Source organism: Aeromonas salmonicida, assembly GCF_028355655.1.
GTDB classification, from domain to species: Bacteria; Pseudomonadota; Gammaproteobacteria; order Enterobacterales; family Aeromonadaceae; genus Aeromonas; species Aeromonas salmonicida.
In genome coordinates this window covers 2,683,797-2,696,861 of the sequence record NZ_CP110645.1, presented here as the reverse complement: position 1 = coordinate 2,696,861, position 13,065 = coordinate 2,683,797, and the positions used below count along the sequence as shown (strand labels likewise).

The window sequence follows — 13,065 nt, the reverse complement described above, 5'->3', positions numbered from 1 at the left end:
CCTGCCAACATGCCCCAAATTGTTAATTTAAGGGCAAATTGACCCAATAAAATGCAAATGAGATTTGTTACCATTCAATCATTGCATTCGAGGATAAGATGTACGCCACTCACCCCCCTTTGACCCTGGTCGCCGCGACCATCTCCGCCCTGTTGGCCGGCCCAGTGCCGGCCGCACCCACGTCCAATGCGCAAGACGCGGTGGCCGATGAAACCCTGACGGTACTGGGCCAGACCTATCGCAACACGGCGACCAAGACCCGGCTCGACCCCATGGAGACGCCCCAGGCCATCTCGGTGGTGGACGGCGAGACCCTGGAGCAGCGTGGTGTGAGCTCGGTGAGCGAGGCGCTGCGCTACGTGCCCGGCGTCAATACCGAGCTGCGCGGCGGGGCGGTCAACCGGCTGGACCTGTTCAATATTCGTGGCTTTGACAACTACCAGAACTTCTACGACGGCCTCTTGCTGCAATACAACGACTGGAACCTGCAACCCCAGATAGATCCGGTGGCCATCGAGCAGCTGGAGGTGTTCAAGGGGCCGACCTCGGTGCTCTACGGCAGCATGCCGCCGGGTGGTATGGTCAACCTCATTGCCAAGCGGCCCCAGCGGGAGAGCAGGCACAGCGTCAGCGTGGCGACGGGCACCGGCACCCTCAAGGAGCTGACCCTCGACAGCACGGGCGCCATCAATGAGCAACTTGCCTATCGTGTGGTGGGACTGGCCCGCCAGAAGGAGGGGCAGGCGGTGAATTCACAGGAGGAGCGCTATGTGTTCGCGCCATCGCTGGACTGGCAGTTGAGTGATCGTACCCTGCTCAACCTGAACCTCTACTACCAGAAGGATCCGCAGGCGGGCATCTACACCACGGTGCCGGCCAGCGGCTCGGTCAAGTCCAATCCCCTGGGCCAGCTTGGCAGTGACAGCTTCCTCGGCGACGAGAACTGGAACCACTACAGCCGGGAGGTGACCCTGCTTGGCTACAAGCTGAGCCACGACTTCAACGACAACTGGCAACTGCTGCAAAACGCCCGCTACATGGACGCCTCGGCCAACCAGCAGAACACCTATAACGCAGCGCTGGCGGCGGACCACCGTACTCTGGCCCGCAACGCCTATCTGACCGATGAAGACTCCAGAGGCTTTGTCATCGACAACCAGCTGGCGGGCAAGGTGATGACCGGCAGCGCCCGGCACAACCTGTTGCTCGGAGTCGATTACCAGTATCTGGATGCGCGGGTGCTCTACCGGGATACGCTGGACTATTCCGCCCCCGCCATCGACATCTTCAACCCAAACCACAGCCAGATAGTGCCGGGGGCGCTCACCTTCAACTATCAGGACAGCAAGACCATTCGCCAGTCCCAGACCGGCGTCTATCTGCAGGATCAGGTGCGTCTGGATCGGCTGGTGGCCATAGGCGGTGCCCGCTATGACAGCTACCGGATGGACACCGACAGCCAGACCCTCTATCAGGGGGCGGCGAGCAACACCCTGGCCCAGATTGATCAGGACAACCTCTCCTTCCGTCTCGGGGCTCTCTATGAACTGGATGGCGGCTTCTCCCCCTATGTGAGCTATGCCGAGAGCTTCGAGCCGGTAGCGGGGGCGGACAAGAGCGGCAAGGTTTTTGACCCTGCCACAGGCCATCAGTGGGAGGGGGGGCTCAAGTATCTTTCCGAGGACATGAGCAAGACCTTTACCGCCTCGGTCTTCCACATCACCAAGCAAAATGCGCTGGTGACAGATCCGGACAACGTCTATGGGCCCAAGCAGCAGACCGGAGAGATGGTCTCCAGGGGCGTCGAGCTGGAGGGGCGAGTCGATCTCACCAGCCGGCTGGATCTGGCGCTGAGTTATACCCGCCAGGACATGGAGATCACCCGCGATACCACCAGCCTGCAGGGCAAGACCCCGGTCTGGGTGCCCAAACAGATGGCATCCTTCTGGAGCAACTATCAGCTGGATAACGGTTTACGGCTGGGGGCCGGTCTGCGTTACGTGGGGGAGGCCCAGCTTGATGCCGCCAACACGGACAGGGTACCGGATTACCTCCTGATGGACATGGCGGCGTCCTACGATCTGGCCCAACTCAGCCAGCTTCTGAAGGGGGTGGAGGCCTCGGTGAGTGCCAGCAACCTCTTTAACAAGGCCTACTACTCCTGCTATGACCAGAACAACTGCTGGTTCGGGGCAGAGCGCAATGTGGAGGCGCGACTCAAATACGTATTCTGACCTTGCGCCCCGGGCCAGTCCCGGGGCCCGCTGCACCACTGGTAGTCAGCGATAATCGCCAGTTCACAGGGGCCGGTGGGCTTGAGGAACTGACCACGGATACACAGGCTAGTGCGCTTGCGGATCATGGTGCCCTGTTTGCCGTCGCGGCCGGGGTTATTCCTTCGCTCAGGGGGCGGCTGGCGGGAGTGGGGGGCAGGCCTCATCTGCTGGCGGCTCCCCCCCATTCAACCCCGGCCGAGGTGGCGGCGGCGCTATATGATCACTGGCGGCTGGCGCACCCTGAGGCGGGGCCGGCCTACTGGCTGACCCGCAGCTGGGGCATGCTCTGCTGGCAATCCCTCTATCTGACCATGGCGGTTGTTTATCGGTTGGGCGCCGTCCCCGCCGTCGATCGCATGGGGCAGGACTATCAGGATGGCGTAGTATCCGGTTTTACCCTGCCGGCCGACCCCATGATCAAGGGAGACGTCAGTCTGTTGATCAAGGTGGCTGGCGAGCGGCTGCAAGCCCACTGGCAGGCGCTGTTCGCGCTGCTGGGCGGGGTGCAGCGACTCAGACCGGGTTTCGTGCGCCCGCTGCTGGCCGATGATCTGCTGGCGGCCCTGGTGCGGGTGCCCGACTTTTTCACCCATGTCAGCCGTGAGCAGGTGAGCGAACATGCGCCGCGCTGGCTCGCCGCCTGTGGCCTGCCAGCCGAGCATCTGGCGGGGTGGCGTCCAGCATCGATCCCGGCCGATACGCTGTCCCCCGGTTATGTGCGCCAGCGCTGCTGCCTGCACTACAAGCGCCGCGATGGCGAGCTCTGCGCCAACTGCCCGAGGCGACATGGCGCCACCCACTGCCAGGACGACCCCTGAGGGCACTGGCTCCCCGACTCATCGCAAGCCGCCCCAAGGGCGGCTTTTTACGCCTCTTTCTGCTCACCCATCTTGCTGCGAATGCGCTCGAACAGGCTCTGCAAACAGGGCTGGTCCTTGTCGGCGGCGCGCACGGCCCCATACATATGGCGGCGCACACCGTTGCCGAGTGGCCTGGTTTCAAGCAGTCCCTGACGCACAAACTCCTCGCTGGCCCAGCGCGGCAGGGCAGCGACCCCGAGCCCGGCGGCGGCCATCTGCAGCATGACGGAGGTATTGTCCACCAGCTTGCAGCGGGCGGGCTCGACACCGGCCGGTTGCAGGAAGCGGCTGAACACGTCCATGCGGGCCCGCTCCACCGGGTAGACCAGCAGCACCTCCTGCTTGAGATCCTCCGGGGTGATCCGGCCCTGGTGGCATAGAGGGTGATCCGGCGCCATCACCAGGGTGAGATCGAAGGCGAACAGCGGCTCGAAGTGGAGATCCCCGCGGGCCTGTACGTCCGAGGTGAGCAGCAAGTCGAGCTGACCGCCGAGCAGGGCATTGATTGCATCAAAGCCGGGCACCGATTCCACCTCCAGATCCACCCCGGGCCACTGGCGACGAAAATCGGGCAAGAGCGGCAGCAGCCACTGAATGCAGCTGTGGCAGTCCAGCGCCAGATGCAACCGGCCCGCGTCACCGCTGTGCAGGGCCTGCAGCTGTTTCTCGGTCTGTGCCAGGGCGGGCAGCACCTGGCGGGCCAGAGCCAGCAACTGCTGGCCCGCCGCCGTCAGCACCAGAGGGCGGCTCTTGCGAAGAAAAAGCTCCAGGCCAAGACGGGTTTCCAGCTCTTTGAGCTGATGGGAGAGGGCCGACTGGGTCAGATTCAGGCTCTGCGCCGCGCCGGCCAGCGACCCTTGCTCGGCCAATGCGGTCAGGGTTCTCAAATGTTTGATTTCCAGGCCTGAATTGCTTGGCACTGCCATGACGTGGCTCCTTGTTGCATCAGTTGAAGGCGTTCTTGCATATCCGTTGAACGCTCTCTTACATGTCCGTTGAAGACGCTCTTGCACGTTAGTTGCGGATTATTTGAGAGCCAGTTGAAGAGTATTCAATAGCCAAGGCCACCTTATCTTGTCATTTTGGATGTGTAAACATCTGGATGGCCAAATCATCCAGTTTCCCATCAGATGAATGAGCATAAGGAATTGGACCTATGACACGAGCACACACACTGGGCTTCCCCCGTATCGGCGCCAAGCGCGAGCTGAAATTTGCCCTCGAATCCTACTGGCGTGGCGAGACCACTCAGGCAGAGCTGGTCGCTGTGGGCAAGAGCCTGCGTGAGCGCCACTGGCAGGCCCAGCGCACCGCCGGGGTCAACCTGTTGCCGGTGGGGGATTTTGCCTGGTACGACCAAGTGCTCGGCACCAGTTTGCTGGTGGACGCCGTGCCTGCCCGCCACCGCCATGGGGATACCGATCTCGACACCCTGTTCCGGGTGGCCCGTGGCCGTGCGCCGACCGGCCCGTCTGCCGCCGCCGCCGAGATGACCAAGTGGTTCAATACCAACTACCACTACCTGGTGCCCGAGTTCAGCCGTGATCAGCGCTTCAAGCTGGGCTGGAGCCAACTGTTTGACGAAGTGGAAGAGGCCAAGGCGCTGGGGCTGCCGGTCAAGGCCGTGCTGCTGGGGCCCGTCTCCTACCTCTGGCTTGGCAAGGAGAAAGAGAGCGGCTTCTCTCGCCTTGAACTGCTTGACCGCCTGCTGATCGTCTATCAGGAGATACTGGCCAAGCTGGCCGCGCAAGGGGTGGAGTGGGTGCAGATCGAAGAGCCGGCCCTGGCGCTGGACCTGCCGGACGAGTGGCGTCTTGCCTACCTCAACGCCTATGAGCGCCTGAGCGGCCCCTGCAAGCTGCTGCTCACCACCTATTTCGGCTCAGTGGCCCATCAGCGCGACATCATCACCAGCCTGAAGGTGGATGGTCTGCACCTGGATCTGGTGGCCGCCCCCGAGCAGCTGGAGACCCTGGTCCCGCACTTGCCGGCCCAGTGGGTCCTCTCGGCCGGGGTGGTCAATGGTCGCAACGTCTGGCGTGCCAACCTGGCCAAGCTGGCACCGACCCTGAAAGCACTGAAAGAGAAGCTCGGCGAGCGGCTCTGGGTTGCCTCTTCCTGTTCCCTGCTGCACAGCCCGGTGGACTTGACCCTGGAGCACGAGCTGGATCCCCAGACCCGCAGCTGGTTCGCCTTCGCCCTGCAAAAGTGCTACGAGCTGGGGCTGCTCTCCGACTACCTGGACGGAGGGGATCTGGACAAGATCACCGCTTACAGTCAGCCCATCGTGGATCGGGAGTCCGACAGCCGGGTACACAAGAAAGCGGTGCAGTCCCGTCTGGCCAGCCTGACCAACAGCGATTTCGACCGCCAGAGCGCCTATCCGGTGAGGGCGCAGGCGCAGCGCAATGATCTCAAGCTGCCGCTGCTGCCTACCACCACCATTGGCTCATTCCCGCAGACCTCGGAAATTCGGGGGCTGCGTCAGGAGTGGCGGGCCGGTCGTATCGACGACAGTGCTTACGAGGCGGGCATTCAGGCCCAGATCAAGGATGCGATCGAGCGCCAGGAAGCCATCGGGCTGGACGTGCTGGTGCATGGCGAGGCCGAGCGCAACGACATGGTGGAGTATTTCGGCGAGCTGCTGGACGGCTTTGCCATCACCCGCTTCGGCTGGGTACAGAGCTATGGCTCCCGCTGCGTCAAGCCGCCGGTGATCACCACGGATATCGACCGCCCGACCCCCATGACCCTCGAATGGACCAAGTTTGCCCAGAGCCTGACCGACAAGCCGGTCAAGGGGATGCTGACCGGGCCCGTGACCATTCTCTGCTGGTCCTTCCCGCGGGAAGACGTGAGCCGCGAGCAGTCCGCCCTGCAAATTGGCCTGGCCATTCGTGACGAGGTGGCGGATCTGGAAGCCGCCGGTATCAAGATCATCCAGATCGACGAGCCTGCGATCCGTGAAGGGCTGCCCCTGCGCAAGCAGGATCACCAGGCATATCTGGACTGGGCGGTGCGCGCCTTCCGCCTGAGCGCAAGCCCGGTGGTGGACAGCACCCAGATCCACACCCACATGTGTTATAGCGACTTCAACCTCATCATAGAGGCGGTGGCGGCGCTGGATGCGGACGTGATCACCATAGAGACCAGCCGCAGCCAGATGCAGTTGCTTGAAGCGTTCGAGCGCTTCAACTACCCCAACGAGATCGGTCCTGGCGTGTATGACATCCACTCGCCGAACGTGCCGAGCCAGGGCTGGATTGAGGATCTGATCCGCAAGGCAGCCAAGCAGATCCCGGCCGATCGGCTCTGGGTCAACCCGGATTGCGGCCTCAAGACCCGGGGCTGGGAAGAGACGGAAGCCGCACTCAAGGTAATGGTCAATGCCACCAAGGCGCTGCGGACCGAGCTGGCCTGATCCCGGCAAGCGTGCAGACCAAAGAACAGCGCTGCACATAACAAAAGAGAACGGGCATAACGAAAGAGGGAAGGCGCAAGCCTTCCCTCTGTTTTTGTTGCCGCTTGCCCGCACCCGGCCTGCTTGCACTAGGCTCAGGTCAGGCTGATGTCGATGGGGCTGGAAAAGATGAAACCAGGAGTCTGGATCGGGAGTCTATGGGCGCTGTTGCTGACGACCTGCCCGCTGGCAGCGCCTGTTCCTGTGCTCAAAATGGTCTATTTCGATGATTTTGCCCCCTACTCCTGGCGGGACGAGCAGGGCAAGATGCGGGGCATCATGGTGGATGTGATGGACAGGGTTGCCAGCGAACTGGATATCAAGGTGAGCCACGAGGGGTATCCCTGGCTGCGGGCCCAGAAGCGGGTGCGTTCCGGCCAGGCCGACGGCTTTGTCACTGTGCCGACCCTGGAGCGACGGGGTTATACCCGGATAGTCGAAGAGCCGGTCGCCTTCTCTGCACTGACGGTGTTCACCCAGGCAGGACACCCCGGGATGGCGCAGATCCAGCAGGCAAAATCCCTGGCCGATCTCAAGGGGTTTACCATTCTCGACTATATCGGCAATGGCTGGGGCAAGGAGAATCTGGCGGGATTCAAGGTCCATCTGACCATGAATGTGGATAACGTCTTCAAGATGCTCTCGGCCGGTCGGGGCGATCTGATGTTCACCGACTCCATAGTGGCCAACTTCAAGCTCAGCCAGCTGGGGCTGACCGGACAGATAGTCGAGGTGCCGCTCCAGCTGGGATTGACCCCGCTGACCCTCTGCATCGCCAACACGTCTCCTTTCCACCGCCGGGCCGCCGAGTTCTCCCGCGTCCTGGTCATGCTGCGCCAGAGTGGCCAGCTGGCCCTCATCGAAGCCCGCTATCGATAAGGCATCATAGCGGGGGGATACCCCGCCGAGTCATTGTTTCTCTTCATGTTCTCTGGGTCCTAGCGTTAAAACGGCTGGCGTTGGCCGCCCGTTTTAACGCCAAGGGGCAACCCGGTACCGTCCAGCAAGAGAGCCCTGGATGCTTGCTGGTACTGCACGTGGGAGAGAGGGGCTTGCCGCTCCCTGGGTGTTTGCTGGCGCGCCAGCGTCTCGGCAAGCCAGTGGGCATCGAGGGCAATGGCGTTACGATCGTTGACGACCAGGTTGCGGTGCTGGACCCCGAGGCAGCCGTAGCGCGCGGGATCTGTCTGGGTAAAGAGCCCGAGGCAGGGCACACCGCTGGCGGCAGCCAGATGAAGGGGGCCAGTGTCGCAGCTGACAAAGAGGGTGAGGCCGCCGGTGAAGCGGGTCAGTTCGCTTAAGGTGTGAAGGGATACCTGCATGTCGCCAAGCTGGGGTAGAGGGGAGGCAGGATCCGTGAGCTGGATCAGCAGGGCATCCGGGCTGTGGTGGCGCAGATCCCCGAGCAGCCGCTGCCATTGGGGAAGGGAGAGCCCCTTGCCCTTGCGTGCGCCGGTGAAAAAGCCGATGAGGGGGCGGCCGGGATGAGCCTGTGCCAGCGCGGTCAGGTGGGGGCAGGCGGCATGTAGCTGGCTACCCAGTTCAATCTGATCGGCCTGGCTGGCGTGCATGCCCAGCAGCTGCAGCGGTTGGTGAGCGTAGTGGCAGTGAGTGTCGGGCGCGATCAGCCGGTCAAACAGCACATCGCCCCTGGCATCGTCAAAACCCACCTTCTCGCTGGCCCGTACCCAGGCGGCGATCAGGTGATCCGTGCTGGAGGCAAAGGGCACATAGACACTGTCATAGTGTTGGCGACGCAGATGCCACAACCGGGGCAGTGCCGGGATAAGGTGCTTGCCCTGCAACCTGATCTGATGGATGCGCTGCAACTGCTTGTCGCCAAGCAAGGGAAGCAGTTGTCCACCGCTGCACACCAGTTCTATCTCGGCAAAAGGATGGGCGCGGCGTACCTGTTGCAAAAACGGCAGCAGGAACAGATTGTTGCCGATCCGGTTGGTGCTGCGGATGATGAGGATCCGTTGGGGTGGCTGGTTTGAGGCCGGCAGCTTGCCTCGTCTGGCAAGCCAGGCGAGGAGGGATCGCTCAAGCCCGGCCGTCCAGCAACGGCGCTGACCGTCGAAACGACGCAGGGCATTTCTGAGGGTGCTCATACAGGGTGGCTCCGTTCATGACAATGGCTGCAAGGTGACAGGGGATCCTTAAGCCAGTGTTAAGAGAGGAGGAAAAGAGGAAGAAAAAGGGCGGTATCTCGCGAGCCAAAAAGACGTTCATCTGACGCAATAAAAAGAGCAGCCTGGGCTGCTCCTGCTTTCTGGCGTTGGAAAGGCCTGCCGCCTGCATGGTTCACGGCAGGGGTCTTGATGGCTCAGCGAGAGTAGACGGTTTCCCCCTTGAAGACAGTCAGCTCGACCTCGGTCTCGGCTATCTTGGCCGGTGTTCCGGCCTCGACCAGGGCGAACAGATCCCTGTCCAGCACGATGAAATCGGCGGACTTGCCTGTCTCGATGGATCCTGTGACGGCTTGCTGGCGTACTGCCTTGGCCCCATTGATGGTATAGGCCGCCAGTATTTCGGCGAGGGAGGTGCGCTGATGGGGGCGGTAATCCTCGCCATCGCCCGCCGCTTTGGCGATCCCGGCTGCCATGTTGACAAAGGGGCGGGGGTCCCGGCTGTCCACAGGTGCATCGCTGCCTGCCACCAGGATGGCGCCCGCCTTGCGAGCATTCTCGACCGGATAGAGCGCATCGTGCAGGTAGCCGAGGGGGTCATACAGTGCCTCGTTCAAGGATTGTCCTGCTCTGCTCGGGTGGATGAAGGGGGTGACCAGCATGTCATAGGCTATCTGGGGCGTGGTCCAGGCGTAGGTGAAGGTGAGATACAGCCCCAGCTCCCCCAGCCTTTTCTGATCGTCAGGGTGGACAATCTGCAGATGGGCCAGGGTATGGGGGATCCCCTTGTCACCATTGCTGGTACGGGCGGCCTGCAAGGCATCCAGTCCGACCCGGGTGCTGCGATCGCCGATGCTGTGCATATGAATGCTGAAACCCGCGTTATCGAGGGCGGTGACATAGTCCTTGAGGTCGGCATCCCGGTAATTGACGATGCCATTGCTGCCAGCATCCTCGCTGTTGGCGGTGATGGTCACCTGCTCGGTGGCAAGATCCATGGTCAGATGGGGGTGCTGATAGTTTTCAAGCATGCCTGCATTGGGCAGAAAGGGCGGTGTGGTGAAGGGATCTCCTTCCAGCACGCCATCGAGGAAGATCTTCACGGCATCGGCCTTGATCAGCGGATTGTCGGCAAAGGCGCTCCTGACCTGGCTGGCCTTGGCGAGGTGGCCGGCAATATCCAGCTTGCCGCTGTAGTCATCCTGGTGAAAACAGGTGGCGGCAGTGACGCGCATGTGCAGCAATCCACGCTTCTGCATGTTGAGCAGGCGCTGGCGGATGAAATCGGTGGCGCAGGCATCCTGGATCCCGGTTATGCCACGGGAAGCCATCAAGGAAGAGACCGCAGGCAATATCTTGTCATACTCTGCCGCCGCCTGTTCATCGCTGGCGTTGAGCACCGTGGTTTCCGGCACCGGAATGGCGCTGCGAGCCCCCTCCCTGATCACGCCACTGGTCAGGTCAACGTAGGGTTGAAAATGTGCAAACACGCCCCCCGGTGCCAGGGTCACATCGTTGAAACCCACTGTATTGCCATCCTGATCCTGCGCACTGGCCAGCGCTTGCGAGTTGTAGGCACTGGCATGACCATCGACCCCAAAGAGCACCACCGGATTGTCTGGCGCCGCGACATCCAGCGCGGCCAGCAGGGTGGCATGGGTCGCCGTCGGCGTATTGCCATCGTAGGGCGACCACTGATTGACCACCAGCCAGCTTCCCTTGCCGGGGGCATAACGGGGCAGACATGTTTTTATCTTGTCCGCCAGCTGATCCAGCGTGACGCTCTGACCATCGAGATCGCACATGTCCAGTGCCACTGTGCCGAGCAGATGGATATGGTTGTCGTGCAGACCGGGCAATACCATCCGGCCTTTCAGATCCACCGACTGACTGCCGACCGTCTGATAGGCCTTGGCCCCTTGAAGTGTGCCCACATAGAGAAACTTGCCATCGGCAACTACCATGGCCTCGGCGACTCTGCGTTGCTCATCCTGAGTGTGGATCTTGCCGTTGAGATAGAGGGTTCGTTGCGCTGTTGGGTCTGTGCTCTCCTGGTTGCAGCCGGTCAGCAGTCCGGCCATCAGCAGCAGCGCCGCGCTCAGTGTAAAACCTTGTTGCTTGCCATCCATATGCGATTGCTCTCCCTGGTTAGAATGCAGTTTTTACTGCAAATATGAGCACCTCTGTTTATTGCAGCTTCCGGGATAAATGCCAGCAATTACTGAAAATATTCTTTTTGACTTATATTTTCCTTGTTTCATCATGCAGTTATAAAACCATGCTTGGTGACCAAGGTGAGGGAGTACTCATGTCAGAACCGCCATTGCCCACCGATCTCTGTATGCGGCGCCAGCCCAGGCAGCAGCGCAGTCAGGAGACGGTGACCCGGATAGAGCAGGCCACTCTGGCGCTGTTGCAGGAGCAGGGATTTCTGGCAATCAATACCAACGCCATAGCGGCGCGAGCCGGGGTAGGGATCAAGTCGCTCTATCATCTCTTTCCCAACAAGGAGGCCATCATCTGCCGGTTGGCCATGGACTGGCTGGCGGCCGTATGCGCGGCGCAGGAAGTGATCCGCCAGGAGGCCAGCAGCTGGCCACAAACCTTGCAACTGCTGGATCAGGCGCTGGATGAGCTGGATACCCGCTTCGTCGGCTATGGTGCCTTGTGGCAGGCGATGGACCTGGTGCCGGCACTGCATGAGCTGGAGTGTGAGCATGAACGAGGTCAGGTGGCATTCTGGTCCGAGCGGCTGCGCCATTTCGGTTGCCGTTGGCCCGAGCCTGAATTGACCGCTCTGGTGCGATACCTCTACCGGACGGCAGATGTGGTGAAGCAGTGTGCCAAGGAGCAGGGCAGAGAGGGGCCGCAGATGTGGCTATTGCATCGCCAGTGGCTGGAACAGCTGGTGGCGACGGCCATTGCCGAGCCAGACCCCGCCAGGGTGTGGCAGGCCATGCCGGGTTTGATGGTCAAGGCTGCTGACTGATAGTGGCTAAGTGAAAAGAGGGAGTGCCCATGCACTCCCTCTTTTGTGTGTCTGGCCGACGGTCGTGACGGACGCAGGCTTACCCGTAGCGGGCCAGGGTCAGCCCCTCGTCGCTGATGGCCGTCGAGCTGCCGCTGATCAGATCGCTCAGCAGCTGACCCGAGCCGGCTGCCATGGTCCAGCCCAGGGTGCCGTGGCCTGTGTTGAGCCAGAGTCCGGGTACCGGGCTTGGCCCCACCAGGGGAGTGCCGTCCGGTGTCATGGGTCTCAGTCCGGTCCAGAACTCGGCGCGGCTGATATCGCCCCCTTCGGGGAAAAGATCCCCCACCACCATGGCCAGGGTGTCGTAACGCTTGGGATTGAGTGCCAGGTTGAATCCCGACAGCTCCGCCATGCCACCGACCCGGATCCGCTCGTTAAAGCGGGTGATGGCCACCTTGTAGGTTTCATCCAGCACTGTACTGCGGGGCGCCGCATCGGCATCTGTCATGGGCAGGGTCAGGGAGTAACCTTTGACCGGGTAGACAGGCAGATCGATCCCAAGCGGACGAAGGAAGCCGGTAGCATAGCTGCCCAGCGCGCAGACGATGGCATCGGCCTTGAAACGCTGCTCACCGGCCCGCACCGCCACGGCGCGCCCCAAAGAGAGCTCAATCTCGTCGATGGCGCAGTTGAAGACAAATTCCACCCCGAGTTTTTGCGCCTCGGCGGCCAGTGCCTTGGTGAAGCGGAAACAGTCGCCGGTTTCATCTCCCGGCAGGCGCAGACCGCCCACTATCTTGCCACGTACCCGTGCCAATGCCGGTTCAACCCCTTCACAACCATCGGCATCGAGGGACTGATAGGGGACGCCATACTCTTCCAGCACCTCGATATCCCGTTTGCTGGCATCGAGCTGGGCCTGACTGCGAAACAGTTGCAAGGTGCCGAGCTGGCGTCCTTCGTAGTCCAGTGCCAGCTCGTCTCGCAGCGTCTTCATGCAGTCGCGGCTGTATTCGGCGAGGCGCACCATGCGTCCCTTGTTGGTGGCATAGGCCGCCGGGGTGCAGTTGGCGAACATCTTCAGCATCCAGCGCAGCTGGAAAGGATCCGAGGTCGGGCGCACCGTGAAAGGCGCATGTTTTTGCAGCAGCCATTTGGCGGCCTTGAGGGGAATGCCGGGCGCCGCCCAGGGTGCCGCATAGCCGGGGGAGATCTGGCCGGCGTTGGCATGGCTGGTCTCCAGCGCCACCCCGTCCCGTCGCTCCAGCAGGGTCACCTTGTGGCCCGCTTTGGCCAGATACCAGGCGCTGGTCACACCGACCACGCCACCACCGAGTACCACTATGTCCATCTTGTCTCTCCTTGACTG

Annotated in this window: 9 protein-coding genes; 5 read left to right on the top strand and 4 right to left on the bottom strand. The window is 61.8% G+C overall.

Annotation, left to right across the window (positions count from 1 at the left end; genetic code table 11):
- The first annotated feature begins 98 nt into the window (after positions 1-98).
- Both ONZ54_RS12795 and ONZ54_RS12790 read left to right on the top strand, forming a co-directional pair.
- On the top strand, positions 99-2,234 hold the full coding sequence (locus ONZ54_RS12795) for a TonB-dependent siderophore receptor (RefSeq protein WP_271786340.1): 2,136 nt from the start codon (positions 99-101) through the stop codon (positions 2,232-2,234).
- An 89-nt stretch (positions 2,235-2,323) separates the two neighbouring features.
- On the top strand, positions 2,324-3,094 hold the full coding sequence (locus tag ONZ54_RS12790; protein ID WP_271788284.1) for a siderophore ferric iron reductase: 771 nt from the start codon (positions 2,324-2,326) through the stop codon (positions 3,092-3,094).
- A gap of 47 nt (positions 3,095-3,141) precedes the next feature.
- Here ONZ54_RS12790 and ONZ54_RS12785 read toward each other — a convergent pair whose 3' ends face one another.
- Positions 3,142-4,062 carry a LysR substrate-binding domain-containing protein gene (locus ONZ54_RS12785; protein WP_271786339.1) on the bottom strand — a complete coding sequence of 307 codons (921 nt, stop codon included), beginning with the start codon at positions 4,060-4,062 and terminating at the stop codon, positions 3,142-3,144.
- A gap of 230 nt (positions 4,063-4,292) precedes the next feature.
- Here ONZ54_RS12785 and metE point away from each other — a divergent pair, with 230 nt between their 5' ends.
- Positions 4,293-6,557, top strand: coding sequence for a 5-methyltetrahydropteroyltriglutamate--homocysteine S-methyltransferase (metE, locus tag ONZ54_RS12780; RefSeq protein WP_271786338.1), 2,265 nt, complete (start codon positions 4,293-4,295; stop codon positions 6,555-6,557).
- A gap of 168 nt (positions 6,558-6,725) precedes the next feature.
- Entirely contained in the window at positions 6,726-7,475 is a 750-nt protein-coding gene (locus ONZ54_RS12775) for a substrate-binding periplasmic protein (protein ID WP_416995499.1), read from the top strand.
- Between the two features lie 65 nt (positions 7,476-7,540).
- Here ONZ54_RS12775 and ONZ54_RS12770 read toward each other — a convergent pair whose 3' ends face one another.
- Positions 7,541-8,707, bottom strand: a complete 1,167-nt coding sequence (locus tag ONZ54_RS12770) for a glycosyltransferase family 9 protein (protein ID WP_271786336.1) — start codon at positions 8,705-8,707, stop codon at positions 7,541-7,543.
- A gap of 215 nt (positions 8,708-8,922) precedes the next feature.
- Positions 8,923-10,854, bottom strand: coding sequence for an amidohydrolase (locus ONZ54_RS12765; RefSeq protein ID WP_271786335.1), 1,932 nt, complete (start codon positions 10,852-10,854; stop codon positions 8,923-8,925).
- 179 nt (positions 10,855-11,033) lie between these two features.
- Here ONZ54_RS12765 and ONZ54_RS12760 point away from each other — a divergent pair, with 179 nt between their 5' ends.
- Positions 11,034-11,714 carry a TetR/AcrR family transcriptional regulator gene (locus ONZ54_RS12760; protein ID WP_034523459.1) on the top strand — a complete coding sequence of 227 codons (681 nt, stop codon included), beginning with the start codon at positions 11,034-11,036 and terminating at the stop codon, positions 11,712-11,714.
- A gap of 79 nt (positions 11,715-11,793) precedes the next feature.
- Here ONZ54_RS12760 and ONZ54_RS12755 read toward each other — a convergent pair whose 3' ends face one another.
- A complete protein-coding gene (locus tag ONZ54_RS12755) occupies positions 11,794-13,047 on the bottom strand; it encodes a D-amino acid dehydrogenase (RefSeq protein ID WP_271786334.1) in 1,254 nt (417 codons plus the stop codon).
- Between the last annotated feature and the right edge of the window lie 18 nt (positions 13,048-13,065).